At 56.1% G+C, this 25252-nt stretch carries 23 protein-coding genes, 1 other RNA gene and 1 riboswitch; of the genes, 4 read left to right on the forward strand and 20 right to left on the reverse strand.

Features of this window, described 5'->3' with window-relative positions:
- Positions 1-125: 125 nt before the first annotated feature.
- The 7 genes from hslU to rnpB form a co-directional block, all read right to left on the reverse strand.
- A complete protein-coding gene (gene hslU / locus QDI87_RS05190) occupies positions 126-1535 on the reverse strand; it encodes an ATP-dependent protease ATPase subunit HslU (RefSeq protein ID WP_036373809.1) in 1410 nt (469 codons plus the stop codon).
- Positions 1535-2083: an ATP-dependent protease subunit HslV gene (hslV, locus tag QDI87_RS05195; protein ID WP_036373813.1), complete on the reverse strand. Its 549-nt coding sequence runs from the start codon at positions 2081-2083 to the stop codon at positions 1535-1537. The genes hslU and hslV overlap by 1 nt, the downstream gene beginning before the upstream one ends.
- 33 nt (positions 2084-2116) lie before the next feature.
- A complete protein-coding gene (gene trmFO, locus QDI87_RS05200; RefSeq protein ID WP_036373816.1) occupies positions 2117-3454 on the reverse strand; it encodes a methylenetetrahydrofolate--tRNA-(uracil(54)-C(5))-methyltransferase (FADH(2)-oxidizing) TrmFO in 1338 nt (445 codons plus the stop codon).
- Positions 3451-5760, reverse strand: a complete 2310-nt coding sequence (gene topA, locus QDI87_RS05205) for a type I DNA topoisomerase (protein WP_072003555.1) — start codon at positions 5758-5760, stop codon at positions 3451-3453. The genes trmFO and topA overlap by 4 nt, the downstream gene beginning before the upstream one ends.
- The gene (gene dprA, locus QDI87_RS05210; RefSeq protein WP_036373822.1) at positions 5723-6817 is read right to left on the reverse strand and encodes a DNA-processing protein DprA; all 1095 of its coding nucleotides are present in this window, start codon (positions 6815-6817) and stop codon (positions 5723-5725) included. Before dprA ends, topA begins: the two co-directional genes overlap by 38 nt.
- 306 nt (positions 6818-7123) lie before the next feature.
- The gene (locus QDI87_RS05215) at positions 7124-7777 is read right to left on the reverse strand and encodes a C40 family peptidase (protein WP_288270992.1); all 654 of its coding nucleotides are present in this window, start codon (positions 7775-7777) and stop codon (positions 7124-7126) included.
- Between the two features lie 17 nt (positions 7778-7794).
- Positions 7795-7961: riboswitch (cyclic di-AMP (ydaO/yuaA leader) on the reverse strand.
- 178 nt (positions 7962-8139) lie between these two features.
- Positions 8140-8495, reverse strand: an RNA gene (rnpB, locus tag QDI87_RS05220) — RNase P RNA component class A.
- A gap of 214 nt (positions 8496-8709) precedes the next feature.
- On the opposite strand from rnpB, the gene deoD reads away from it, so the two are divergent.
- Positions 8710-9420 carry a purine-nucleoside phosphorylase gene (deoD, locus tag QDI87_RS05225; protein WP_036373831.1) on the forward strand — a complete coding sequence of 237 codons (711 nt, stop codon included), beginning with the start codon at positions 8710-8712 and terminating at the stop codon, positions 9418-9420.
- Positions 9421-9559: 139 nt separating this feature from the next.
- Here the strand turns inward: deoD and QDI87_RS05230 are convergent, their stop codons facing one another.
- From QDI87_RS05230 to QDI87_RS05245, 4 genes are all read right to left on the reverse strand, one after another.
- Positions 9560-10951 (reverse strand): aminopeptidase, encoded by a 1392-nt coding sequence (locus QDI87_RS05230; protein WP_036373835.1) that lies wholly within the window; start codon positions 10949-10951, stop codon positions 9560-9562.
- 32 nt (positions 10952-10983) lie between these two features.
- Positions 10984-11943 carry a tRNA dihydrouridine synthase DusB gene (dusB, locus tag QDI87_RS05235; RefSeq protein WP_278742438.1) on the reverse strand — a complete coding sequence of 320 codons (960 nt, stop codon included), beginning with the start codon at positions 11941-11943 and terminating at the stop codon, positions 10984-10986.
- The gene (locus QDI87_RS05240; protein ID WP_036373841.1) at positions 11930-12733 is read right to left on the reverse strand and encodes a type III pantothenate kinase; all 804 of its coding nucleotides are present in this window, start codon (positions 12731-12733) and stop codon (positions 11930-11932) included. Before QDI87_RS05240 ends, dusB begins: the two co-directional genes overlap by 14 nt.
- Positions 12734-12795: 62 nt before the next feature.
- Complete coding sequence (locus QDI87_RS05245; protein ID WP_278742440.1) at positions 12796-12963, reverse strand: helix-turn-helix domain-containing protein; 168 nt, start codon at positions 12961-12963, stop codon at positions 12796-12798.
- A gap of 693 nt (positions 12964-13656) precedes the next feature.
- On the opposite strand from QDI87_RS05245, the gene QDI87_RS05250 reads away from it, so the two are divergent.
- Positions 13657-14859: an IS256 family transposase gene (locus tag QDI87_RS05250; protein ID WP_278742051.1), complete on the forward strand. Its 1203-nt coding sequence runs from the start codon at positions 13657-13659 to the stop codon at positions 14857-14859.
- 184 nt (positions 14860-15043) lie between these two features.
- Here QDI87_RS05250 and QDI87_RS05255 read toward each other — a convergent pair whose 3' ends face one another.
- The 3 genes from QDI87_RS05255 to QDI87_RS05265 all read right to left on the reverse strand — a co-directional run bounded on the left by QDI87_RS05255 (position 15044) and on the right by QDI87_RS05265 (position 17270).
- Positions 15044-15628 carry a recombinase family protein gene (locus tag QDI87_RS05255; protein WP_278742442.1) on the reverse strand — a complete coding sequence of 195 codons (585 nt, stop codon included), beginning with the start codon at positions 15626-15628 and terminating at the stop codon, positions 15044-15046.
- A gap of 587 nt (positions 15629-16215) precedes the next feature.
- Positions 16216-16425 carry a hypothetical protein gene (locus QDI87_RS05260; protein ID WP_278742444.1) on the reverse strand — a complete coding sequence of 70 codons (210 nt, stop codon included), beginning with the start codon at positions 16423-16425 and terminating at the stop codon, positions 16216-16218.
- A gap of 239 nt (positions 16426-16664) precedes the next feature.
- Complete coding sequence (locus QDI87_RS05265; protein WP_278742446.1) at positions 16665-17270, reverse strand: hypothetical protein; 606 nt, start codon at positions 17268-17270, stop codon at positions 16665-16667.
- Positions 17271-17477: 207 nt separating this feature from the next.
- On the opposite strand from QDI87_RS05265, the gene QDI87_RS05270 reads away from it, so the two are divergent.
- On the forward strand, positions 17478-17987 hold the full coding sequence (locus tag QDI87_RS05270; protein ID WP_278742447.1) for a helix-turn-helix domain-containing protein: 510 nt from the start codon (positions 17478-17480) through the stop codon (positions 17985-17987).
- A gap of 14 nt (positions 17988-18001) precedes the next feature.
- The gene (locus tag QDI87_RS05275) at positions 18002-19105 is read left to right on the forward strand and encodes a tyrosine-type recombinase/integrase (protein ID WP_278742449.1); all 1104 of its coding nucleotides are present in this window, start codon (positions 18002-18004) and stop codon (positions 19103-19105) included.
- A gap of 139 nt (positions 19106-19244) precedes the next feature.
- Here QDI87_RS05275 and QDI87_RS05280 read toward each other — a convergent pair whose 3' ends face one another.
- The 6 genes from QDI87_RS05280 to QDI87_RS05305 all read right to left on the reverse strand — a co-directional run bounded on the left by QDI87_RS05280 (position 19245) and on the right by QDI87_RS05305 (position 25251).
- The gene (locus tag QDI87_RS05280) at positions 19245-20228 is read right to left on the reverse strand and encodes a biotin--[acetyl-CoA-carboxylase] ligase (RefSeq protein WP_278742450.1); all 984 of its coding nucleotides are present in this window, start codon (positions 20226-20228) and stop codon (positions 19245-19247) included.
- A gap of 105 nt (positions 20229-20333) precedes the next feature.
- A complete protein-coding gene (gene ftsH, locus QDI87_RS05285; RefSeq protein ID WP_278742452.1) occupies positions 20334-22322 on the reverse strand; it encodes an ATP-dependent zinc metalloprotease FtsH in 1989 nt (662 codons plus the stop codon).
- Between the two features lie 50 nt (positions 22323-22372).
- Positions 22373-22915 carry a hypoxanthine phosphoribosyltransferase gene (hpt, locus tag QDI87_RS05290; protein WP_036374441.1) on the reverse strand — a complete coding sequence of 181 codons (543 nt, stop codon included), beginning with the start codon at positions 22913-22915 and terminating at the stop codon, positions 22373-22375.
- A gap of 4 nt (positions 22916-22919) precedes the next feature.
- Positions 22920-24320 carry a tRNA lysidine(34) synthetase TilS gene (gene tilS, locus QDI87_RS05295; RefSeq protein WP_278742454.1) on the reverse strand — a complete coding sequence of 467 codons (1401 nt, stop codon included), beginning with the start codon at positions 24318-24320 and terminating at the stop codon, positions 22920-22922.
- A 74-nt stretch (positions 24321-24394) separates the two neighbouring features.
- The gene (locus QDI87_RS05300; RefSeq protein ID WP_036373854.1) at positions 24395-24853 is read right to left on the reverse strand and encodes a S1 domain-containing RNA-binding protein; all 459 of its coding nucleotides are present in this window, start codon (positions 24851-24853) and stop codon (positions 24395-24397) included.
- 92 nt (positions 24854-24945) lie between these two features.
- Positions 24946-25251, reverse strand: coding sequence for an FtsB family cell division protein (locus tag QDI87_RS05305; protein WP_036373856.1), 306 nt, complete (start codon positions 25249-25251; stop codon positions 24946-24948).
- Between the last annotated feature and the right edge of the window lies 1 nt (position 25252).

Below are 25252 nucleotides of genomic sequence, written 5' to 3' on the forward strand. Positions count from 1 at the left end.
TAGTCAAAGAGAATCTGCTGATTTTTTTATTTTTTTCGCGAATTCTGGCCAATGAGATGCGCACCGCAATAAAAAGCAAGCAGGATACAGGCAATCCTGTACCCTGCTTACCTGACGGACCTGTATCAGAGGATGAACTGCGAGAGGTCGCGGTTGATCACGATGTCGGCCAGGCGCTCGTTGACGTAGTCGGCGTCGATGACGACATCCTTGTCGGTGAGCTCCGGCGCGCGGAAGCTGATGTCCTCGAGGACTTTCTCGAGCAGCGTGTGCAGGCGGCGGGCGCCGATATCTTCGGCCTGCTCATTGACGTCGCAGGCGAGCTCGGCGATGCGGCTGATGGCATCCGGCTTGAAGGATAGCGCGAGCCCCTCCGTCGCAAGCAGCGCTTCGTACTGCTTGATAAGGGCGTTCTGCGGCTCCGTCAGGATGCGCTCGAAATCCTCCTTGCGCAGCGACTTGAGCTCGACGCGGATTGGGAAGCGGCCCTGGAGCTCCGGGATGAGGTCCGAAGGCTTCGCCATGTGGAAGGCGCCGGCTGCGATGAAGAGGATGTGGTCCGTGCGGACCGGGCCGTACTTCGTCGAGACCTGCGAGCCTTCGACGATTGGCAGGATGTCGCGCTGCACGCCTTCGCGCGAGACGTCAGCACCCGAGCTGTTGCCCTTGACCGCGACTTTATCAATCTCATCGAGGAAGACGATGCCGCTGTACTCCGTGACCTTGACAGCCTCTTCCGCAACAGCTTCCATATCGATGAGCTTGCCGGCCTCTTCCTGCGTGAAGATCTTGCGGGCCTGCGCGACCGTGACTTTGCGCTTCTTGTGGCGCTTCGGCATGATGTTGCCGATCATATCCTGCAGGTTGTCGCCCATGCCTTCGAGGCTCGAGCCCGAGAACATGCCGACCATCGGACGGCGCGACTCCTCGACATCGATCTCGATGAGCTCGTCTTCGAGCTCGCCCTTCTCCAGGCGCTTGCGGACCCATTCGCGGCCGGCCTGATACTTCTTCGGCTCGTCCGCCGGCTTGTCCTTCTCTTCCTCGTCATCGCCGCCGAAGAGGCGGCCGAGCGGGTTCTGTGATTTCTTCGGCTCTGGCACAAAGACATCGAGGATGCGCTCTTCTGCCTGCTCTTTCGCCTTGTCCTGCACGTCTTCGAGGCGCTCCTGGCGGATCATGCGCACAGCGGCCTCGGTCAGGTCACGGATGATCGATTCGACATCGCGGCCGACGTAGCCGACCTCCGTGAACTTCGTCGCCTCGACCTTGATGAACGGTGCGCGGACGAGCTTCGCGAGGCGGCGGGCGATCTCCGTCTTGCCGACGCCCGTCGAGCCGATCATCATGATGTTCTTCGGGATGACCTCTTCCTTCATGGCTCCCGTGAGCTGACGGCTGCGCCAGCGGTTGCGCAGGGCGATGGCCACAGAGCGCTTCGCCTCATCCTGTCCGACGATATAGCGGTCAAGCTCTTCTACGATCTCGCGCGGCGTCTGTTCGTTGACGCCGATACTTTCGATACGGTTCTCCATCAGTCAAGTTCCTCCACTCTGATATTGTGATTCGTGTAGACGCAGATATCGGCTGCGATCGACAGCGCCTCCTTCGCGATGTCCTTCGCCTCCATGTCGGTGTGCTTGACGAGGGCGCGCGCTGCCGAGAGGGCGAAGAAGCCGCCCGAGCCGATGGCAGCGACATCGCCGTCCGGCTCGATGACCTCGCCGTTGCCGGATAGCATCAGGAGCGTGCTCTTGTCGGCCACGAGCAGCAGGGCCTCGAGCTTGCCCATCATCTTGTCGGTGCGCCACTCCTTAGCAAGCTCGACAGCCGCACGCTGCAAGTTGCCGTTATAGGTCTCGAGCTTGGCCTCGAATTTCTCGAACAGCGTGAACGCATCGGCAACGGAGCCGGCAAAGCCGGCCAGCACGCGGCCGTGGTAGATGCGGCGGACCTTACGGGCCGTCGACTTCATGATCGTGTTCTGGCCGAACGTCACCTGGCCGTCGCCTGCGATGGCCGTCTTGCCATCCTTGCGCACGGCACAGATGGTCGTCGCATGGAACTGTAATTCTGTACTCATATATAATCCCTCATTTCTGGGTAATCGCTTTTATCAGCAGCCAAAGATCTGCGGCTTGAACGCCTCGATCGCTGCCAGAGCTTTCTCGGCTAGCAGCTGTTTCTTCTGTTTCTTGTCGCGGATGCGGCGCCCATTGGCATCGCGCATCTCAACGGGCGGCAGGATGCCGAAGTTGACATTCATCGGCTGGAAGTGCTTGGCCTCGCTCGTCGTGATGTAGTGGCAGAGCGCGCCGTGGCAGCTCTCCTCCGGGAAGACGAGCGGCTGCTCGCCGCGCGCGATGCGCGCCGCATTGACGCCGGCGACAAGGCCCGACGAGGCCGACTCGATGTAGCCCTCAACGCCCGTCATCTGACCGGCAAAGAGCAGATGGTCCTCGCCTCGAAGCTGCAGCGTCGGGCGCATGTGGCGCGGCGAGTTCAGGAAGGTGTTGCGGTGCATGACGCCGTAGCGCAGGAACTCCGCGTGCTCGAGGCCGGGGATCATGCCGAAGACGCGGCGCTGTTCCGGCCACTTGAGATGCGTCTGGAAGCCGACGATGTTGTAGAGCGTCGCGCCCGCATTGTCCTGGCGCAGCTGCACGACGGCATAGGGGCGCACCCCCGTCACGGGGTGCTCGAGTCCGACGGGCTTCAGCGGGCCGTAGAGCAGCGTGTCGATGCCGCGGCTCGCCATGACCTCGACCGGCATGCAGCCCTCGAAGAACTTCTCCTTCTCGAAGTCCTTCGTCGGCGCCTTCTCCGCCGTCACGAGCTCGTGCCAGAACGCCTCGTACTCCTCCTTCGTCATCGGGCAGTTGATGTAGGCTGCCTCACCCTTGCCGTAGCGCGAGGCGCGGTACGCCTTTGTCATGTCGACGGACTCGAGGCTGACGATTGGGGCGGCCGCATCGTAGAAGTACAGCGAATCGTTGCCCGTGCGCGCTGCGATGTCCTCCGCCAGGCTGCCGGCCGTCAGCGGGCCGCTCGCCACGACGGTCACTGCATCTTCCTCCATCGGGATCTTCGGCACTTCTTCGTGCACCACGGTGATGTGCGGGTGATTCGTGACTTTTTCCGTCACGTAGTCACTGAAGCCATGGCGGTCGACAGCGAGCGCACCGCCGGCAGGGACGCGCGTCGCATCGGCTGCCTCCATGATGATGGAACCGAGGCGGCGCATCTCTTCCTTGAGCACGCCGACCGCATTCTCCAGGCCGGCACCGCGCAGCGAATTGCTGCAGACGAGCTCGGCAAAGCCGGCCGTCTTATGCGCCGGCGTCGACTTTTCGGGACGCATCTCGTAGAGCGTGACTTCCGCGCCCTGCTTGGCCGCCTGCCAGGCGGCCTCGCTGCCAGCCAGGCCAGCGCCGACTATGATGACTTTCTTCATGGATTCTCCTTCTTCTCGGCCTCTGCCGCCATCTTCTCCGCTTCGCGCTTCCGCTTGGCTTCGGCGCGCTCGCGCATCTTCTCGAGTTCCTTGTTGATCGGGTGGTTGATGCGCGTCTCGCAAGCATCATTGCTGCAGTAGAGCATGCCGCGTCCGTTCTTGAAGTGATGCTTCAAGAGGAAGGCACCGCATTTCTCGCACTTCTGCTGTTGCGGCGTATCCCAAGTCGTGTAATCACAGTCCGGATAGTTCTCGCAGCCATAGAATGTGCGCCCGCGGCGCGTGCGGCGCTCGACGATCTTGCCGCCGCACTTCGGACACTTGACACCTGTATCTTTCAAGAGCGGCTTCGTGTTGCGGCATTCCGGGAAGCCCGGGCAGGCGAGGAACTTGCCGTAGCGTCCCTGCTTGATGACCATCAGGCGGCCGCAGTGCTCGCAGCGGACGTCCGACACCTCGACGGGCAGTTCGACGTGGCCGATGGCCTCGTCGGCCTTCTCGAGCGTCTGCTCGAACGGACCGTAGAACTCCCGCAGCAGCTGGTTCTTGTGGACCTTGCCCTCGGCGATCTCATCGAGCTCGTTCTCGAGATTGGCCGTGAACTTGACATCGACGATGTCCTTGAAGTACTCCTCGAGCATGTCGACGACGACGAAGCCGAGCTCCGTCGGCTGGAAGTGCTTGTCGATGCGCTGGACGTAACCGCGCGCCTGGATCGTCTCGATGATCGGCGCGTACGTGCTCGGGCGGCCGATCTCCTTCTCCTCGAGCGTCTTGACGAGCGAGGCATCGTTATAGCGCGGCGGCGGCTCTGTGAAGTGCTGCTGCGGCAGCGTCTTGGCGATGTTCAGGACATCGCCTTCTTCAAGCTCCGGCAAGAGGACGTCTTTTTCCTTCTTCGTCGTCTCAGCACCGGCGTAGACTTTCGTGAAACCGGCGAACTTGAGGCGGGAACCGTTGGCGCGCAGGTCATAGCGGTCGCCGGCCTTGATGGCGATTGCCATCGTGTCGTAGATGGCCGGCGTCATCTGGCTGGCGGCAAAGCGCTGCCAGACGAGCGTGTAAAGCTTGAGCTGGTCCTTGTTGAGGTACTTCTCGAGGCTCTCCGGCGTGTGGACGAGGCTCGTCGGGCGGATGGCCTCATGCGCATCCTGCGCTTTCTTGCCCGTCACGTAGACGTTGGCCTTCTCTGGCACGAATTCCGGGCCGAACGCTTCGAGCAGGAACGACTTCGCCTCCTGCTGCGCGAGCTCCGAGATGCGCGTCGAGTCCGTGCGCATGTAGGTGATGAGACCGGTCGAGCCGTGGCGACCGAGCTCAATGCCCTCGTAGAGCTGCTGCGCGAGCATCATCGTCTTGCGCGAGGTGAAGCCGAGCTTGCGCGCGGCATCCTGCTGCAAGGAGCTCGTCGTAAACGGCGCCGCGGGCTTGCGCCTGCGCTCACTGCGCCGCACGGATGCAACCGTCAGCGCTTGCTTGGCGAGGTCTTCCGTGACGGCCATCGCTTCGCTCTCATTGTGCAGGGCAATCTTCTTGCCCTCCTCATCGGTGACAGCGAGGCGCTTGCCGTCGATCTGCACGAGGTCGGCCTGGAACATCGCCGATCTCTCCTTGCGCAACTTGAGCCCGACCGTCCAATACTCATCCGAATGGAACGCCTGGATCTCCTTCTCGCGGTCGCAAATCAGTCGGACTGTCACCGACTGCACGCGGCCGGCCGACAGGCCCTTGCGCACCTTGCGCCACAGAAGAGGCGACAGCTTGTAGCCGACGATGCGGTCGAGCATGCGGCGCGCCTGCTGCGCGTCGACCTGATCGAGGTTGATGGCGCGCGGGTGCTTGACGGCCTCCTGGATGGCCGGCTTCGTGATCTCGTTGAAGACGATGCGGCAATCCGATGACGGGTCAAGTCCTAGGATGAACGCCAGATGCCAGGCGATTGCCTCTCCTTCGCGGTCCGGATCGCTTGCCAGATAAATCTTGTCGGCATGCTTCGCGTCCTTCTTGAGCGCCTTGATGAGATCGCCCTTGCCGCGTATGTTGATGTACTTCGGCGCGAAGTCATTCTCGATGTCGATGCCGAACTGGCTCTTCGGCAGATCGCGCAGATGACCCATGGAAGCGCGCACCATGTACTTCTTTCCCAGATATTTCTCGATGGTCTTGGCCTTGGCCGGAGACTCGACAACGACGAGCGTTCTCTTTGTCTTCGTCTTGGTTCTTGTCTTTGCTTTTGGTGCCGTACTTGCTTTTGTTGCAGCCAAACCGTCACTCCCTCTCAGCACGCCTGTAGGCATGCAGTTCATTTTCTATGATCAGTCCCTTGAGCTCCATCTGCAGGAGCGTGAAGGACAGATTCGGCATCTCTCCATCCGGCAGGCTCATGAGGATCTCGTCGGCGCTCAGCGCGCGGTCGAAGGACAGGACCTGATAGACCCTGCGCTCGTCCGGCGTCATGCTCTTCTGCTTCTTGGCCGTGACCTTCTGCACGAGCCCCATGTCCTCGAGGATATCGCCAGGCTTCGTCACAAGCCTCGCTCCCTGCTGGATCAGGTGGTGGCAGCCCTCACTCATCTTAGAGAAGACGCTGCCCGGCAGTGCATAGACCTCGCGCCCTTCGCTAAGGGCGAGTTCCGCTGTAATCAGCGAGCCGCTCCTCGCGGCCGCCTCGACGACGAGCGTCCCCTCAGACAGACCGCTGATGATGCGGTTGCGCGCGGGAAAGAAGGCCGGCAGCGGCTGGACGCCCGGCGCGTACTCCGAGATGACCGCGCCGCTCTCCGCAATCTGCGCGAGCAGACGGCGATTTTCAGCCGGATACGCCACATCGATGCCGCAGCCGAGCACGGCGACCGTGCGGCCTGTCTTGAGCGCACCGCGATGCGACCTCGTATCGATGCCGCGCGCTGCACCGCTGACGACCGTCAGGCCCGCAGCGGCCAGCTGCTCGCCGAACTCGAGCGCCAGCGCCTCACCGTAAGGGCTCAGGCGCCTCGAGCCGACGATCGCGACGCGGCGCTCCTTTGGCATGAGCGTCCCGCGGCAGTAGAGCACGGGCGGCGGCGAAAAGATTTCCTTCAATAAATACGGGTAATCCTCATCCTGCAGCGTGCAGAGATGGACGCCGCGCTGCTCACAGATATCCGCCAGCGCTTCCGGCATATCGGGATGGTCCCTGCGGAATGCGTCAATCGTGCTGACGAGCCCCTGCGGCATCTTGACGAGCCTGCTCATCTCAAGAGCCGGCATCTGCCAGAGGCTCACGGCATCCAGGCCTGTCTGTAACAACGGGCCGAGCCTGCGGCTGCCGAGTCCCGGGCACTGCGCGAGTGCCGCCAGATAGAAATCCTGCCTTGCATCCATAGCATCGCCTTCTTCCTGGTCTATACGTTATATCATCTTACCCAAAAATCGGATAATATGCAACCTCTCGGCGTAAAGTTTCAGAAAAAATACACACTGATGTGATGACAAGAAAGGCCATCTGCCCAAGCAGACGGCCCGTTGTCATTCCGTGAAAAGTTCATCCCAGTAAGCAAAGGCAAACATCAGGATGATCAGGAACAGAAGAAAGAGATCCCCCATGGTTCCACCCCTTCGGTAAAATCCGTAAAATCCGGTAAAAACGTAAAAAAAAGGGAGAGAGACGCTTGCCCCTCTCCGAAAAGATTACATGACGCGACGGGCACCGATATAGCAGGAACCCCAATAGGAACTGTACAGGGATGCAACTGATACACCCTGGCTCGACGATGCGTTGATGAAATCACCATCGCCAAGATAGATGCCGACGTGCGACGGACCCGGCTCATACGTCGAGAAGAAGACGAGGTCGCCCGGCACGAGCTCGCTCGTGGAAACCGAGTAGCCGACCTCATACTGTGCATCAGCCGTGCGCGGCAGGTAGACACCGGCATTGGCGAATACATAGCGGACGTAACCCGAGCAGTCGAAACCGTTCGGCGTCGTGCCGCCGAAGACGTACGGGACACCAAGGTAGTTCATGGAATCCGATACGACGCGGCGTGCGATGGAGTTCGTCGTGGAGCTGACTGCCGGCATCGATTTGCCGAGCAGAGCGGCATACGTGGAAGGACCGACAAGTCCGTCTGCGTTGATGCCCTGCGTCATCTGGAAGCTCTTGACTGCCTCGACCGTGGCGGGGCCATAGGCACCGTCTGCCGTGACGTCGTAGCCCAGATTGGCCAGCTGGCCCTGGATTTCTGCTACATCGCTGCCCTGATCTCCGACGCGAAAAGCTGAAGCCCCCGCCACCGAAAACCAGCACATAAGGATCATGGATACTGCGAAAATGATACGCATTGCTTTACTCAAAAAGCCACTCCTCTCTCTCTTCGCTTACGAGGTTAGCTGCCGGGTTAGGGTAGAGAAGACCACCCTCGCCTATTTCACCATGAAGACCGCTCGGCCTGACACCGTGAGCCAGACGTTCACCCCAAAAAACTTGGTTCCCCCGCTCCTGGGCTGGACTCAGCTTATTCTTTTTGCGCCCATTTGATTTATAATCATACGACAGGAGTCGTCGTACTTCGAGAAGTTAAATCATAAAAAGTGCTTCCTTCTGTTTTCAAGCTCGTTCGTTCTCATTTCTTTCAGGTTCTTTTCAGATTAACCTCAGATATGAAAACAGGCTGCCAGAAGGGGCAGCCTCATTGCTTGCAGATGTTATAAGTCGTCAATAAGCCGAGTTCTGTTCCGCTCACGCGGTGACAATCATTTATCTAGGCACGGCAGTTGCCTGCCGGCTCAAGCGACTCAACCCGGAAGGTTCCGCGGGCCGCATCATCCCTTCCCTATTTGGTCTTGCTCCATGTGGGGTTTACCGAAGCCAGCCAGTCACCTGACTGCTGGTGCGCTCTTACCGCACCTTTCCACCCTTACCTGACGAGTCAGGCGGTCTAAATCTCTATGGCACTTTCCCTGAGGTCACCCTCGCTGGACGTTATCCAGCACACTGCCCTGTGGAGCCCGGACTTTCCTCATCAGCCTCGAGGGCTGCCGCGATTGTCCTGACAACTTATATCAACACAGCGAATTATAGCACTTTAGCACGTATCTGTCAAATCAGCTCCTAATCTATCCCGAAAATACGTGTTTTCTCACGTTTTCCCCGCAAGCCTGGACATTTGGCCTTTTCTTTTCCCGCGCATTTCACTATAATGTACGTATACGATTTAAAATCTTCAGAAAAGAAATCACGTTGTCCATCATCAAGAAAGAAAGAGGGAAACACCATGAGCACACCACATATCGCTGCCGAGAAGGGCGAGATCGCTGAGCGCATCCTGCTGCCGGGCGACCCGCTGCGCGCCAAGTTCATCGCCGAGAACTTCCTCGACAATCCGAAGCAGTACACCTCTGTCCGCAACATCCTCGGCTTCACGGGCACCTACAAGGGCGTTCCCGTATCGGTCCAGGGCACGGGCATGGGCATCCCGTCCATCTCCATCTACGTGCACGAGCTCATCCATGAATTCGGCTGCAAGAAGCTCTTCCGCGTCGGCACCTGCGGTGCCATGCACCCAGATGTCCACCTGCGCGACGTGCTGATCGCACAGGCAGCCAGCACGGACTCCTCGATCATCCGCAATATCTTCGGCGGCTCGATCAACTTCTGCCCGATTGCCGACTACGACCTGCTCTCGAAGGCAGTCGCCAACACGAAGAAGCTCGACCTCAAGGCTACCGTCGGCAACATCATCTCGGTCGACCGTTTCTACGACGAGGAGATCGACAACGACAAACTCCGCAAGTACGGCATCCTCGCCGTCGAGATGGAAGCAGCTGCCCTCTACACGCTCGCAGCTGAGGCACATGTCCAGGCACTCGCCCTCTTCACGGTCAGCGACCATCTGCTGACGGGTGAAGGCTGCACGACGGAAGAGCGCCAGACGTCGTTCAACGACATGATCAAGATCGCACTCGAAACGGCAATCGAAGACTGAGCATCAAGCTGACTTCTCTTTCTCAACATATATTTTCCATTCTTTTTCTTCTTTCCAATCTTCATGTCCAAGAAAAACGACCACATCAGACGATGTGGTCGTTTTGTCGTTTCTGTGTTCAATTCTCCTGCGGGAAGGCTCACGCCTCTGCCAGGAAGGCCATGTAGCCCTTCTTCGTCTCGTAGATGTCGACCTTGCTCGTCGCTTCCCACGGGGCGTGCATCGAGAGGACGCCGACGCCGCTGTCGATGACCTGCATGCCGTAGAGGCTCATGATGTAGGCAATCGTGCCGCCGCCGCCGAGATCGACGCGGCCGAGCTCAGCGAGCTGGAAGTGGACATCGTGCTTCTCGAGCATGCGGCGGATCTCGCCGAGGTATTCGGCATTGGCATCGTTGGAGCCCGACTTGCCGCGCGCCCCCGTGAACTTGTTGAAGACCATGCCGCGCCCGAGGTAGGCGACGTTCTTCTTGTCGTAAGCGCTGGCGTAGAGTGCATCGTAGGCACTGGAGACATCAGATGAGAGCATCTTCGAATTGGCGAGGCAGCGGCGCAGGCCGAGCTCACTGTACTGGCCGCAGGCGTTCATGAGCTCGGCGAGGATGTTCTCGAAGAAATGCGACTGCATGCCCGTCGCGCCGACACTGCCAATCTCTTCCTTGTCGACGAGCAGGCAGCAGGAGGTGCGCTTGCGCGGAGCACTGCTCTCAAGCATGGCCACGAGGCTCGTGTAGGCGCAGACGCGGTCGTCCTGTCCGTAGGCTAGGATCATGCTGCGGTCGAAGCCGAGGTCGCGCGCACGGCCGGCTGGCACGAGGACGAGCTCAGCCGAGAGGAAATCCTCTTCTTCGATGCCGTACTGCTCCTCGATGAGCTTCAGCACGCCGGCCTTGACCGACTCCTTCTCGCCATCCTTGAGCGGGTAATTGCCGACGAGGATGTCGAGGTCTTCGCCCTCGATGACCTTGGCCGCGTTCTTCTTCATCTGTTCCTGCGAGAGATGGATCAGGAGGTCCGTCACGCAGAAGACGGGGGCGCCCTCTTCCTCGCCGATGCGGATCTCGACGACCGTGCCATCTTTCTTGACGACGACGCCGTGCAGAGCGAGCGGCAGCGTGACCCACTGGTACTTCTTGATGCCGCCGTAGTAATGCGTGTCGAGGTAAGCGAGGCCGCCGTCTTCGTAGAGCGGGTTCTGCTTGACGTCGAGGCGGCACGTATCGATGTGCGCGCCGAGGATGGCGAGGCCCTTCTCAAGCGGGTCTTCACCGATCTGGAACAGCACGATGCTCTTCTTCATGTTGACAGCGTAGACCTTGTCGCCGGCCTTGAGCTTCTCCCCCGCCTGCAGTACATCGCAAAGGTCGCGGTAGCCTGCGGCCTTTGCCTGGCGCACAGCCTCCACGACGCTCTCGCGCTCTGTCTTGCAGGTGGAGAGGAAGTCGCGGTATCCTGCAGCCAGTTTCTCAAGCGCCTCTCTATCGGCCTCGGTATACGAGGACCAGACGGACGCCTTTTCTTCTCTTGCCATATGCAATCCTTCCTTTCAAGTTCAATTCAAGTTCAACGGAAGTATTCATCGAGGATTTCCGCAAAATCCTCGCGCGTCACCGCCTTGTTGAAGCGGTCGCGCAGGACGGCGCCGTGCACGATGCCGCGCGTGTACCAGGTCGCATGCTTGCGCATCTCGCGCGGGCCGACGTAGTCGCCCTTGTACTTGAGCAGCAGATCGAGATGGCGCATGATGACTGCTGCGCGCTCCTGCATCGTCGGCCCCGGCAGGCGCTCGCCCGTCTCAAGGTAATGCGTGAACTGGCGGAAGATCCAGGGATTCCCCTGCGCAGCGCGGCCGATCATGACGCCGTCGCAGCCCGTGACCTCGCGGATCCTGTCGAGGTCATCAAAGGTGCGCACATCGCCATTGGCGATGACGGGCACCTTGACGGCGCGCTTGACGGCGCCGATGATCTCCCAGTCTGCACGGCCCGTATAGAACTGCTCGCGCGTGCGGCCGTGCACAGCGATAGCATCGACGCCGGCCACTTCCGCGAGCTTCGCTATCTCGACGACATTGACTGAGCTGTCATCCCAGCCCTTGCGCATCTTGACGGTCACGGGCATCTTGACGGCCTTGCGGATGGCCGAGAGGATCGCGTAGGCCTTCTCGGGATCGCGCATCAGGGCCGAGCCCTCCCCGTTCTTGACAATCTTCGGTGCAGGACAGCCCATGTTGAAGTCGATGATGTCGGCCGTGCCGAGCGATTCGACAAAGGCAGCCGCCTCCGCCGCCATCTCCGGCGTATTGGCGAAGATCTGCATGGCCAGCGGGCGTTCCTCCGGCTCCGACTGCAGCATGGCGAGCGTGCGCTCATTGCGGAAGTGGATGCCCTGCGACGACACCATCTCAGCAAAGCAGAGCGGGCAGCCCATATCGTGCGCGATGATGCGGTAGGCCGTATCCGTCACGCCGGCCATCGGCGCGAGGAATACCGGCGCCTTGAAGCTGTACTCACCGATCTTCATGGGGATGTCCTTTCTGGTTGCGCTCGTAGAGTACGCGCAGGCCCGTGAGCGTCAGGAAGTGGTCAATCTTGTCGATCGTGGCAGATTCCTTCGAGATCATGCGCGCGAGCCCGCCCGTCGCGATGACCTTGACCTCTTCCTCCACGCCGTTCTCGCGCATCTCCCGCTTGATGCGGCGCGCGATCTCGTCAATCTGGCCGACGTAGCCGAAGATGATGCCCGCCTGCATGCCCTGGATTGTATTGCGGCAGATGATGTTCTTCGGCGGCACGAGCTCGATGCGCGGCAGCTGGGCTGCGCGCTGGAAGAGCGCCTCCGAGCTCGTGCCGATGCCCGGCGCGATGACGCCGCCCAGGAAGTCGCCGTTCTTCGCCACGACATCGAAGGTCGTCGCCGTGCCGATGTCGATGACAATCAGCGGGCCGCCGTACTGCTCGTAGGCGCCGACGACATTGACGATCCGGTCCGCGCCGATGGAGCGCGGGTTCTCGTAGTGGAGGCGGATGCCCGTCTTGATGCCGGGCCCGACGATCAGCGGGCGCAGGTGGAAATAGCGCTCGCACATCTTGATGAATGGCACGACGAGCGGCGGCACGACAGACGAGATGATGATGGCATGGATGTCGGCCATCTCGATGCCCTGATAGTGGAACAGGCTGTTGATGAGCATGCCGTACTCGTCGCCCGTCTTCTGGCGGTCCGTCGAGATGCGCCAGTGTTTCTGGAGTTCCTTGCCTTCATAGGTACCCATGGCAATATTCGTGTTGCCGATATCTAGAACTAGTAACATGTAAAATCCTCTAAGCCTTGTAAATACTAAGTTTATCTTGCTAACACAGTGCTTAAAAGTGCTTAACACATGACTCTCTCGATACTTTTATCAAGGTCGATACTACGGATGCGGACATGCTTGCCAATCTTGAATGACGGAATGACATGCTTTCTCACATACTCGTATGCGGTTGACTTTGGAATCTTGAGAATCTCAGCGACTTCTTCAACGGTGTAAATCTTGTCCATTATTGTAACACGCCTTTCTTACATCCACAACAACTCATTTTTCTCAATGGTACAATTCGTTTATTTTGCATCAATGTCTTTATGGTTATTATAGCACCCGCCATACAATCGCGCAACAACTTCGATGATTTTTAATCAAATAGTACCTTATTGATAATGATACTTGACATATATCTTATATATGTGATATAATAAGAACTGGAAAAGAAAGAGAAACCATTAATGCCCTGCTCTATTGAGTGGGGCGTTTTTGGTTGCGCTAAATATTTCAATATGCCGCGCATTTGATGTCAGTACCATGCAGCGACGAATCAGCAGAACGTTCCCTTGATTGGCATAGGTTTTAGCACCCACCCCCATTGACAAATACATAGTAATGTGATATGATTTGTATGTAAAGAAACATTGACGTTTCACATAGATTGCATGTTGTCTTACCCTTCAACTTCATGCCAAACCCCTGCTGACGAGTGGGGGTTTTTTGTTGAGAACATCGGTGCAATTTTACGCCAATCTTGGACTGTGATAACTCAAAGACAATATGTCGCTGACTCTCTCATTCGTGTCCTATGCCTTGTGCAATGGATAAGGTAAAATATATTTCGCAAATTCAATTTCATAAAAAATAGACATAGTCTATTGCCGCTAGTACAATTAAGTTACCACACAAAATTCGTAAGGAGGCAATAGACCATGTCTGGTAACATTATACAACTTAACGAGGATCTTATAAAGAATAATTTAAAGGATCTCGTACGTGACAGCGTAGAAGAAACGCTGAATGCCCTGCTCGACCACGAGGCGGACGAACTCGTCCGTGCTGGTAAGTATGAGCGAACGGGAGACCGTAAGGGCTACCGTTCCGGTCATTACGAGCGGAATTTCGGCACGACTTCCGGTGAAGTCAAGCTGCGCGTGCCCAAACTCAAGGGCATCCAGTTCGAGACGGCCATCATCGAACGCTACAAACGCCGTGAATGCTCGGTCGAGGAAGCCCTTATTGAGATGTACCTGGCCGGCGTATCCGTGCGCCGTGTCGAGGACATCACCGAAACGCTTTGGGGCACGAAGGTCTCTTCCGGCACCATCAGCAACCTCAACCAGAAGGCGTATAAGCACATCGAAGAATGGCGTCAACGCCCCTTGACGGGCGAATACCCGTATGTTTACGTCGATGGCATTTACCTCAAGCGCTGCTGGGGTGGTGAGATTCAGAATGTATCCGTTTTGGTCGCTATTGGCGTCAACAAAGACGGATTCCGTGAGATTCTCGGCGCGTCAGAGGGCATGAAAGAGGACAAAGAAAGCTGGCTGAACTTTTTCACCTGGCTTAAGGGCCGCGGCCTTGCGGGCGTGCGCCTTATTGTCGGCGATAAATGCTTGGGCATGCTGGAAAGCATCCCTGTGGTCTTTCCTGAGGCCAAATACCAACGATGCACGGTCCATTTTTACCGGAACGTCTTCACGGTGACGCCAAAGACTAAGATGAAGCAGGTTACCTTGATGCTCAAAGCAATCCATGCGCAGGAGAGCAAAGAAGCAGCTCAGGAAAAGGCGGCGTCCATTGCAGCCAAGCTCCGCGAAATGAAGCTCTTGTCCGCAGCCAAGAAGGTTGAGGAAAGCGTTGGCGAAACTTTGACTTACATGGATTTTCCTACTGAGCATTGGAGTCGGATCCGCACGAATAACTTGACGGAACGAGTAAATCGCGAGATACGCCGCCGTACAAGGGCCATTGGTGCATTTCCTGATGGCAACAGTGCGCTGATGCTCGTCTGTGCCAGACTTCGCCATGTTGCCGCCTCAGAATGGGGCTCAAAACGCTATATGGACATGGAGCATCTATTCAAGATGGAAATTGAGCAGCCAGCTGACGAGGAAAATCCATACATCTGATGCCGATATTTACTGGCGGATGAAATGAATTTGCGAAAGAATCTTGACACTACCGTGCAATGCTTCTTGCATGTCATTGTATACCTTGTCTCTCTGCTGCTCGTAGATGACAATGTAGACGTTCATATTCTTCATCATGCACAACAAAAAAGCCGTCCATTGCGGGCGGCTATTGTTATATCCGTTATTTCATCTGTTCAGCCTTATAAGAACGCATCGCTCGCGTTAATGTTGCCGTGCTGATTCCAGTCATATCAGACACCCTCTTATAACTGTTACCCTGCAAGAGCAACCCGATAGCATTATCAACACGCTCTTTGCTGAACTTCTTTGGCCTACCTTCATGGAATCCTGCCTTAGTCCTCGCTCTTGCCTTACCTTCTTGCGTGCGCTCTACAATCATGTCGCGTTCAAACTCTGCAAACGAGAACAAGATACTAGCAATCAAGTGACCTGCGCTAGAATCATCAATCACCCCCATGTTTAAGACATGAACCTTAACGCCACGCCCTTGCAGTTCTTTAATAACATTGCTTCCCTCTGCTGCTGAACGTGCAAACCTATCCAGCTTCGTGACTACAAGTGTATCCCCCTGCTTTAGTTCATCAATCATCTTTGAGAACTTTGGCCTGTTTGTTGTCGTGCCAGTATACTGTTCTTCAACGATAGTTTCGCAACCTTCTTCCTTGAGCCTGCTGACTTGTTCCTCTAAGCTATTGCCATGCGTCGCCTGACCTCTTGTGCTCACCCTTGCATATCCGTACTTCATGACCATTTCCCCCTTCATAGTTATGACCATAAGTTTTGATTAACCTCTATACCCTTATTTTACTACACATCAATTTCATAATCAATACTCAAAAGTTTTGATGACTCTGTATACATGTTATCAGTCTATTCTCAATTACAATGGTATCCTTATTTTTAAGTAGACCCATTGCCGCCCGCATAGAATACGATAGTTCTTGTCTAATTCCCCACCGCTTGGGCAAATACTCCCCTTCCAATCGTCAATGCATGTGATTGTATACCTTGCCGCTGCATAGATTCGATTATTTCCTACTCACTATATAAAATTGTATACCTAGTCCTTGTCCAATCGTCGACGCATGTGATTGTATACCTTGCTGTTTTCAATGGCCTAAAATCGCGTTTTTTAGAGGGATGACAATTTCAGTCACCCCAAATGACGGAACTAAACAAAACAAGGGAGTCACAAAACGAGACTCCCCTGCACGTTCTATTCTGTTACATCAAAACCATGCGTATACCATTCCCTTATTTCAGGGTGATGGTTTTGCATGAATGTCAATTATTGTGGGTATGTATCGCTATAAATATCAAATATCACTCGATTTACTCACAATCATCTGATTTATCGTAGCTATAGCCTATCTCATCCATTTCATAGAGTGGTTTATCGTCCTCATCGTCTGATTTATTGGCTATCTCATAGGCGATACCGTCCAATTCATTGGCTAACATGAATAAAACATCACTGTATTCATCGTCCTCTTTGGCGATAAGGTTCAAGATTTTCACGATTGCTTCAAGTTTACTTTCCATATGTACCATGCTTCCTTTCCTTGCTACACAATAGTTGAGAACAGTTTTTAATTAAAATGACAAGGTTTTCCCTGTCTCACATGCCAAACATGCTAAAACGACAGTTTTGCCAAAAAAGTACCGTTTTGAAATCTGTGAAGCCTTGGTATACCTAGTGTTAAGTGCTATTTGAATTATATATCTACATAGTATATCTATTGTATTACAATGAGTTACAATGGAATACTATGTAGACTTCCTTACAGTTCAAACTCATCAAAGCTGTCATCCTCAACGGCGTACAACATATCCTTTTCCTTGCGTTTCTGCCTGTATGCCGTGCGCTTCTCTGCCGTCTCTTGTTTCTGCTCTGACTCATCCCATCGCAGACACAATAGCTTCTCTTGTTGTTCCCTTGTTTTTCTACTCAATCCGAACGAACAACACGCCCATCCATGCAGACCATCAGCAGCCATTCGATAGTTCTTCTTGATATACCCTAGCCATCCACCTTCCTTTTCATCGTACAAGTCATAAACCCTGCCTTTCTCATGCACCTTGCTGCCATCTGAAACCCCCTTGGCATTAGGCCAACGCTTCAACCATGCCGCCCGCATCTCTTGTGCGATAGTAGACGCGCCAACACCATACACAACAAAGTGAAAGTGCGGCGTTCCTATCGTATGATTCGATACGTGAGCATTGGTAAAACAGCCGTAGACTTCAAACTGCAATCCGTTGCTCTTCGCATAACGTTTCATGTGCTTGAACAGGATACCTTTATACCGTGTCATATTATCCTTTGTGCAATTAGTTGACGGTGCTAACAATGTTACCGCATAGAATCCCTCTTTCTGTTTCCTCAAAAGACCACATCCTTACCCTTAATACATACTAGATTGCTATGTTTATCCCCCTTTCTATGGCTATTACTTAACCAACTAGCAGTTTATTTTTATACCATTAGTTGGTTTTTGCTATGGTTATTATAGCACCCGCCATACAATCGCGCAACTATATCGTTGATTTTTAATCCCTCAGATGCTATAATACGCAAAAAAGGGGGATTCAACATGAACTTTGCTGAGAACATTACTCAACTACGGCGCAACATTGGCATGACCCGAAAAGAAGCAGCCGAGAAACTAGGGATTACCCTACAAGCCTATTCCGCTTATGAACAAGGGAAACGAGAACCGCGCCTTGATAATGTCGTGAGACTTGCAGACTTGTTCGGCGTCTCTACTGATGTTATATTGATGCATACGCCAATAAGCTATACGAAAATCAAGAATCATCTACAAAAAATCATGCCCATTGCTATAAAAGAGCTAGGGGATTCTCGTATCAATGTTACAGTATTTACTAGTAGCAACTATAATTTTGCTCCATCTGTAAACATGAGTCATGATGAATTGATGTCTATCTATGAAAGAGCACGGAAAAGCTCACACGATTTAGAGAGCGGTATCCGTGAGATTATCATTGACGAGTACGCTATGGCGATATTTGAGAACCACAAAGAGCTGAGAGTGGTTGACATACTACCTGACATTGATGACATTGTAGAGAATCATGAGTAAGCGGGGGTGATTTCATGCGTCAACGTGCTGCCCTTGGGAGTATTAAGCAGCTCCCTGACAAGCGTTACAAAGTCACGGTAACAGTCGGCTATACCTATGATGAGAACGGCAAGAAGAAACAGAAACGACGTAGCCGCATCGTCAACTCTATGAGAGAAGCGCGTGAGATGCTACAAGAATACGACAACAAGACCGTGAAGCATATCACATTGAAAGAGCTGATTGTTGAGTATTTCCGAACGTCAGGCATAAAGACCTCAACACGAAGGACTATGCAGAGTATCTTTAATACCTGTCTTTCCCCATTGTACGGCAAAAAAGTCGACCTGATTACAGGCGCAGACATAGACGATATACTCGACCGTGAAGAAGTTGCCGAAACAACAATGAATGGGCGATGCGCTAAAATCAAGTCCTTGTTCATATACGCTAAAAAACAAGGCTATATCAATGAAGTTCCATATTTCCGCTATAGGGGAAGTATGCGACACACTCAGACGATGAAGGTTTTGCCCTCAGTCGACGATATGCGGAACATCCTGACATACGTACAAGAACACGCCCATTACCTGTATCTGTACCATATAATGCTTCTTATCATGTCATCAGGGATTCGTGTTGGTGAAGCATGTGCCTTGCGATGGGAGAACATCAACATGACGAACAACACGATCAATGTGTTGAACACGGTGACGAGAGGGGAAACCAACTATGAAATATCTGATACCCTCAAGACCGATTCTTCTGTACGTGTCGTGCCTGTTGAACACGATGTACTAGAGATAATCAACGAGATACCGAAGAAAAGCCAGTACGTGTTCTTTGGGCGCAAGATGTCATTCGTGCCGCCCGCTACAATCGAAAAGAATGCCCGCAGAGTGTTTAATGAACTAGGCTATACGAAACTACGGCTATATGACCTTCGACATTTCCATGCAACTCAGTTGTTAGCGCATGGTGTTGACATAAAGACCGTTTCACATCGCCTAGGACATTCTTCACCGATGACAACGCTCAACACCTATACCCACTATGTCGAAGCCAACGACCGTAAAGCAGCCGATATGATGGGCAATTTGGTGCTTAATAAGTGCTTAGATGCCAGAAACAAGCACTAAATTCCATAGATACCATAAAACCCCTACGGCTACAAACCTAGTAACCATAGGGGTTTCGCGTTATTCAGATACAGTCATAAACGTTGCCGATTATCTAGAACTAATAACAAATATAATCCTCCTGTTGTAAAAGCCTGTCTCAGTCCTGCTGCGGGCGGATGGAGACGTCGCCCGCGAGGACGCGCCGGCGTCCCGCTGCCGTATCGACGAGCAGCGCGCCGTCCTCATCGATATCGACGGCCTTGCCCGTAAAGGCATTCTCGCCGCCGCGCGCATCGATGACGCGCACCATCTGCCCCAGCGTGATGCTGTAGCGGCGCCACAAGGAGAATACCTCTGCGAAGCCCTCGCGCAGGATGGAGTCGTAGAGCGCATCCATGTGCTCCAAGACGGCGCGGAAAAACGCCGCGCGCGGAATCTCCTCGCCCTTCACCTGCGAGAGTGAAGTCGCCTTGTCGCGCAGGTCCTCGGGGAAATCCTCTTCGGCGATGTTGACGTTGATGCCCGTGCCGATGATGACGTAGTGGATGCGCTCCATCTCGGCGCTCATCTCGGTCAGGATGCCCACGAGCTTCCTGCCATCTGCAAGCACATCGTTCGGCCACTTGATGCCGACCTTCATGCCGAAATCCTCTGCGGCCTGCGCGACAGCGACGGCCGACAGCAGCGTACACTTCGGCGCTTCCTGCGGCAGGAAGTCGGGGCGCAGGATGACCGAGAACCAGATTCCCTTGCCCGCCGGTGAGAAGAACGAGCGCTCGAGGCGGCCGCGCCCCTTGCCCTGTTCCTCAGCGACGACGATGAGGCCGTCCGGCGCGCCCTGCTGTGCGAGCCGCTTCGCCTCGAGGTTTGTCGAATCGACGGTCGGATAGAAGCGGATCTCCCTGCCGATGCGCCTCGTGCGGAGGCCATTCTTGATTTCTTCCGGGCGAAGTGTGTCCGGCGCACTCTGCAGGGAATAGCCGCTGCGCGAGTGGCTGACGATGTCATAGCCATCGCGGCGCAGCTCCTGGATGTGCTTCCAGACCGCCGTGCGCGAAACGCCCAGGCGCTTCGCCATCTCCTCACCAGAAAGGTAGGAATCGCCTGCTTCTCTGAGCAAGTCTAATATCTTTGAGCGCAAAAACGCCACCTCCTCATTGTAACACCACTATATTATACACCGTAGCGGGGTATAAAAAAAGCAGGGATTCTCTTGCGAGAACAGCCCTGCTTTTGCTGCATCTTCTTATTTGTCGTAATGCGTGACGTTGAATTTCGGTTCGGCTTCCTTCTCGTGTTCCTCTTCCGATTCCTTCTCCGTCTCTTTTGCCACTGCCTCAGGCTTCTCTGCCTGCTCTACGGGCAGCGGCGTCACGGCCGGCGTGCCGGACTGCGGCTTGTCGTCCTCGTCCTTGTCGTCCGGATCGGTGATGCTTCCCGTCGTCAGGAGCTCTTCGAGTTCCTTGGCCGTCAGTGTCTCGCGCTCCATGAGCGCCTGCGCGATGAGCTCGAGCTTGTCGCGGTTCTCCGTGATGATCTTGCGGCAAGCTTCGTACGCCTCTTCCATGTACTTGCGGACTTCCTTGTCGATCTCGCTGGCCACTTCTTCCGAGTAGTTGCGCTGATGGTTGATGTCACGGCCGAGGAATACCTGATGGTTCTGGCTCTCGCCGTAGGCGACAGGTCCGAGCACATCGCTCATGCCGTACTGCATGATCATGCTGCGCACGATGCGCGATGCCTGCTGGATATCCTGCGAAGCGCCCGTGGAGATCTCCTTGAGCACGACTTCTTCCGCGACGCGGCCGCCCATCGCGACCTTGAGGCGGTCGAGGAGCTCGGAGCGCGTTGCGTAGTTGCGGTCTTCCTTCGGCAGCATCAGCGTGTAGCCGCCTGCGCGGCCGCGCGGGATGATCGTGACCTTGTGGACAGGATCGGCGTGCTTGAGCATCATGCCGACGAGCGTATGGCCGCCCTCATGGTATGCCGTCAGGCGCTTCTCTTCTTCGCTCATGACGTGCGACTTGCGCTCCGGACCTGCGATGACGCGCTCGATGGCTTCTTCCATCTCCGTCATGCTGACCTTGTGCTTGTCGCGGCGGGCGGCGAGCAGTGCCGCCTCATTGACGAGGTTCGAGAGGTCCGCACCCGTAAAGCCCGGCGTGCGGCGCGCGATGATATCGAGGTCGACATCCTTTGCCATCGGCTTGCCCTTCGTGTGGACCTTGAGGATGGCCAGACGGCCGCGCACATCGGGCTTATCGACGACAATCTGGCGGTCGAAGCGGCCCGGGCGCAGGAGCGCCGGGTCGAGGATATCCGGGCGGTTCGTCGCCGCGATGATGATGATGCCCTCGTTGGCCGCAAAGCCGTCCATCTCGACGAGCAGCTGGTTGAGCGTCTGCTCGCGCTCATCGTGGCCGCCACCGACGCCAGCGCCGCGCTGGCGTCCGACTGCATCGATCTCATCGATGAAGACGATGCACGGCGCATTCTTCTTCGCCTGCTCGAAGAGGTCGCGGACACGCGAAGCGCCGACACCGACGAACATCTCGACGAAGTCCGAGCCCGAAATCGAGAAGAACGGTACACCCGCCTCGCCTGCGACAGCGCGTGCAAGCAGCGTCTTACCGGTGCCCGGAGGGCCGAAGAGCAGGACGCCCTTCGGGATGCGGGCGCCAAGCTCGTTGAACTTCTTCGGGTGCTTGAGGAACTCGACGACCTCTTCGAGCTCCTGCTTCGCCTCATCCGCACCGGCGACATCGCGGAACGTGACCTTGATCTTGTCGGCGCCGCTCATGCGCGCGCGGCTCTTGCCGAACGACATGACGCGTCCGCCGCCGCCCTGCGTCTGCTGCATGATGAAGAACCAGACGCCGATGAGCAGCAGGATGGGGATGACAGACGAGAACATCTGCGACCACCATGGCGGCTCCGGCGGATTCTCCGCCGCGATGTCGATCCCCTTCGCCGAGAGCTTCTGGTAGAGGTCCGGGTCATTATTCGGGGCATCCGGCGTGATGGTCGTGAACTCCGTGCCATCTGCGAGCGTGCCGTGGATCGTGTTCTGGATGATCACGACTTTCGACACATCGCCCTTGTCTACCTGCTGCAGGAACTGCGTGTACTCCACTTCCTGGCGGTTCGTGTTCTTCGTCGAGAAGTAGTCGATGACGGAGATTGCCACCAGGATGATGAGCAGATAGAACCCTACATTGCGTAGAAACTTATTCAATCCATTGTCCTCCTTTGTCTCAGAGCTTTTGCTCCAGGAGCAGCTGGCCCTTATTCGTAGATCTCAGGCTTGAGCACACCGATGTACGGCAGATTGCGGTATTTCTCCGCATAATCGAGGCCATAGCCCACGAGGAATTCGTCGGGGACCGTATAACCGCAGTAGTCGATGTTCACATCGACCGTGCGGCGCGACGGCTTCGAGAGCAGCGAGCAGAGCTTGACGCTCTTCGGCTTGCGCTCGCGGAAATACTTCATGAGGTAATTCATCGTCGTGCCCGAATCGATGATATCTTCGATGATGATCAGGTGTTTTCCTTCTACATCGTAATCGAGATCCTTGAGGATCTTCACCGAGCCGCTCGACTCCGTGCCGTTGCCGTAGCTCGAAGCGATCATGAAGTCGAAATGGACCGGCAGATTGATGTTGCGCACGAGGTCCGTGTAGAAGACGACGGCGCCCTTGAGGATGCCGACGCAGTAGATCGTCTCCTTCACGTCCTTGTAATCTTCCGTGATCTCTTTGCCGAGCTCTGCGATGCGCTTCTTGAGCTCCTCTTCCGAGAAGACGACTTTCTCGATATCCGCATTCATGTCTTTAGTCATTTGTGTGCCTCTTTTCTTTTATTTGGAAATACAGGATTCTCTTTGTTCGGTCGGTGACCGGATAATGGCTCGTGCGCCGCCTGCCTGCGATCCAGAGAATCTCCTGGCCGTTCGCCAGCAGCAGCAGCCGGCTGCGCTCTTCGCGCGGGACCTTGTCGTCGATGAGGACGTCCTTGAGTTTCTTGCGCCCAGCAGGAAGCTCGATGAAGTCGCCGGGCCGCCGGTGGCGGAAGACGAGCGGGCCGCGCGCGAGGACGTCGGCATCGAGGTAGAAGGCGCCGGGCCCGGCAGGTGCAGGCCGCTCCCGGCAGAACTCCGCCTCGATGACGAGACCGCCCACTTCGGTCACGCCCGGTATCTCCGGCCGGACGGCAAGGTCCGCCGGCGCCTCCGAGACCTCCTCGGAGGATTGCCGCAGGAAGAGCCTGTCGTACGAGAAGCAGGCCCGATACCCGCCGGAAAGTGCCAGCACCTTGCCGTTCGGCTGCTCAGAGATCGCCAGCTGGCGCAGCTCTTCCACATGGATGAAGCTGAGGTCCCTGCCGCTCCCCGCCGCCTCCCGATAGAGGCGGCGCAGCGCGCGGCGCTGCATGGCCGGATGCTGGCGGCGCAGCGAGGCGAGCATGATCTTGCGCTGTCCCTCTTCCTCGCGCGTCAGATAGGGCCAGATTGCATCGAGCTGCTGCTCGAGGTAATCGCAGTCGGCGCGTGCGAGCTCAGCGAGATGGCAGAGCGCACGCGCGACTTCTGGATTGCATGACTGCTGCAGGTACGGCAGCACCTTGAGGCGCAGCACGTTGCGCGTGCAATCAGGGAGATCGTTCGTCGCATCGTGGCGCGGCTCAAGGCCGCGCGCCCCGCAGTAAGCGAGGATCTCCGCTCGCCGCGCAAAGAGCAGCGGGCGGATCTTCTTTCCCTCGCGCGGCTTCATGGCAGAAAGGCCGTCGAGCCCCGTGCCGCGCAGGATGCGCATGAGCACCGTCTCGGCCTGGTCATCGGCGTGATGAGCCGTCGCGAGGACATCCGCGCCGACGCGCGCCATCGTCTGCCAAAAGAACGCGTAACGCAGTTCGCGCGCCGCAAGCTCGAGCGACTTGCCCTGCGCGCGCGCAGCAGAGGGCACATCACCGTGCCCGATGAAGCAGGGCACGCCGCGCTCCTTGCAGAACGCGGCGACAAATGATGCATCGCCTTCCGATGAGGCGCCGCGTATGCCGTGCTCGAAGTGCGCCACAGTCAGGGCGAGGCGAAGACGCCCGCGCAGCCGCAGCAGGATGTCGAGCAGGGCCAGGGAGTCCGGCCCGCCGGAGCAGGCCACGAGCACGTGCATGCCGCGGTGCAGGAGTCCCTGCGCCCTGGCGTAGCGCAATGCTTCTTCAATCATAAAGCCCATAGAGCCATCTGCCTTCAACATAAAGAACAAAAGCACCCCGTCAAGAGTGCTTGTATCATTCCGATTTCAAATGATCAATCCGAGCGGCGGGAGCCACGGCCTCCGCGCTTCGAATCCGTCTTGCGGCGCAGGTCCGTCAGGCGCTCGTCACTGTCCTTGAGAAACTTCGAGAGCTTGTCTTCAAACGAGGCCGTGGAATTGCTGTAGCGGCCACCGCGGCGGAAATCCCGCGGTCCGCGGCTCTGGCGCTGCGGGCGGAAGGAAGAATTCCCTGCCGGAGCCTGTGCTTCTGGCTTCTTCTCCTGAAGCTGCTTGATGGAAAGGGCAATCTTGCCGCGATCATCGATGCTCAATACCTTAACCTTCACCTTGTCATGTTCGGAGAGGAAATCGTGGACATCCTTGACATAGACATCCGCTACCTCAGAGATATGGATGAGACCGGTCTTGCCTTCCGGCAATTCTACGAAAGCACCGAAATTCGTGATGCCCGTGACAACACCCTCAACTACATTGCCAACTTCAATGGACAAATTAATTCTTCCTCCTTAAGTCGTGATGGAAAATACACGCTTTATTATAACCTTGCGCGCTCAGCAGTGTCAAGGAAAGAACGCGATTTCAGTCAACGCGAGCCTACGGATTTCCCTGAGCTGTACGGCAGTTCTCCCCTGCGCGTCATGCCGAGCTCCTCGCGCGCGATCTTCTCGATGTAATCGAGGCGGTTGAGGTCATCCTTCTCCTTGACAAGGCGCTCGTGCTCAGCCCTTGCCGTCGCGAGGCGCTCCTCTGCCGCAGCCTGATCGGCGCTGACCTGGTTCAGGTAGATCTGCTGCTTGACGAGGATCACGGCAAAATAACCGATGATGATGACCAAGAGGATCGTGAACCAGTTGAAGAGGCCCTTCCTCTGCTTTATTCTTTGCTTCATG

The organism is Mitsuokella jalaludinii (assembly GCF_928722185.1).
GTDB classification, from domain to species: domain Bacteria; phylum Bacillota; class Negativicutes; order Selenomonadales; family Selenomonadaceae; genus Mitsuokella; species Mitsuokella jalaludinii.

What these genes read in the sequence shown, in the direction of transcription:
- hslU (WP_036373809.1), bottom strand. Translation starts at nt 1,535, where the DNA reads ATGGAGAACCGTATCGAAAGTATCGGCGTCAACGAACAGACGCCGCGC.
- hslV (WP_036373813.1), bottom strand. Translation starts at nt 2,083, where the DNA reads ATGAGTACAGAATTACAGTTCCATGCGACGACCATCTGTGCCGTGCGC.
- trmFO (WP_036373816.1), bottom strand. Translation starts at nt 3,454, where the DNA reads ATGAAGAAAGTCATCATAGTCGGCGCTGGCCTGGCTGGCAGCGAGGCC.
- topA (WP_072003555.1), bottom strand. Translation starts at nt 5,760, where the DNA reads ATGAACTGCATGCCTACAGGCGTGCTGAGAGGGAGTGACGGTTTGGCT.
- dprA (WP_036373822.1), bottom strand. Translation starts at nt 6,817, where the DNA reads ATGGATGCAAGGCAGGATTTCTATCTGGCGGCACTCGCGCAGTGCCCG.
- QDI87_RS05215 (WP_288270992.1), bottom strand. Translation starts at nt 7,777, where the DNA reads ATGCGTATCATTTTCGCAGTATCCATGATCCTTATGTGCTGGTTTTCG.
- deoD (WP_036373831.1), top strand. Translation starts at nt 8,710, where the DNA reads ATGAGCACACCACATATCGCTGCCGAGAAGGGCGAGATCGCTGAGCGC.
- QDI87_RS05230 (WP_036373835.1), bottom strand. Translation starts at nt 10,951, where the DNA reads ATGGCAAGAGAAGAAAAGGCGTCCGTCTGGTCCTCGTATACCGAGGCC.
- dusB (WP_278742438.1), bottom strand. Translation starts at nt 11,943, where the DNA reads ATGAAGATCGGTGAGTACAGCTTCAAGGCGCCGGTATTCCTCGCGCCG.
- QDI87_RS05240 (WP_036373841.1), bottom strand. Translation starts at nt 12,733, where the DNA reads ATGTTACTAGTTCTAGATATCGGCAACACGAATATTGCCATGGGTACC.
- QDI87_RS05245 (WP_278742440.1), bottom strand. Translation starts at nt 12,963, where the DNA reads ATGGACAAGATTTACACCGTTGAAGAAGTCGCTGAGATTCTCAAGATT.
- QDI87_RS05250 (WP_278742051.1), top strand. Translation starts at nt 13,657, where the DNA reads ATGTCTGGTAACATTATACAACTTAACGAGGATCTTATAAAGAATAAT.
- QDI87_RS05255 (WP_278742442.1), bottom strand. Translation starts at nt 15,628, where the DNA reads ATGAAGTACGGATATGCAAGGGTGAGCACAAGAGGTCAGGCGACGCAT.
- QDI87_RS05260 (WP_278742444.1), bottom strand. Translation starts at nt 16,425, where the DNA reads ATGGAAAGTAAACTTGAAGCAATCGTGAAAATCTTGAACCTTATCGCC.
- QDI87_RS05270 (WP_278742447.1), top strand. Translation starts at nt 17,478, where the DNA reads ATGAACTTTGCTGAGAACATTACTCAACTACGGCGCAACATTGGCATG.
- QDI87_RS05275 (WP_278742449.1), top strand. Translation starts at nt 18,002, where the DNA reads ATGCGTCAACGTGCTGCCCTTGGGAGTATTAAGCAGCTCCCTGACAAG.
- hpt (WP_036374441.1), bottom strand. Translation starts at nt 22,915, where the DNA reads ATGAATGCGGATATCGAGAAAGTCGTCTTCTCGGAAGAGGAGCTCAAG.
- tilS (WP_278742454.1), bottom strand. Translation starts at nt 24,320, where the DNA reads ATGGGCTTTATGATTGAAGAAGCATTGCGCTACGCCAGGGCGCAGGGA.
- QDI87_RS05305 (WP_036373856.1), bottom strand. Translation starts at nt 25,251, where the DNA reads ATGAAGCAAAGAATAAAGCAGAGGAAGGGCCTCTTCAACTGGTTCACG.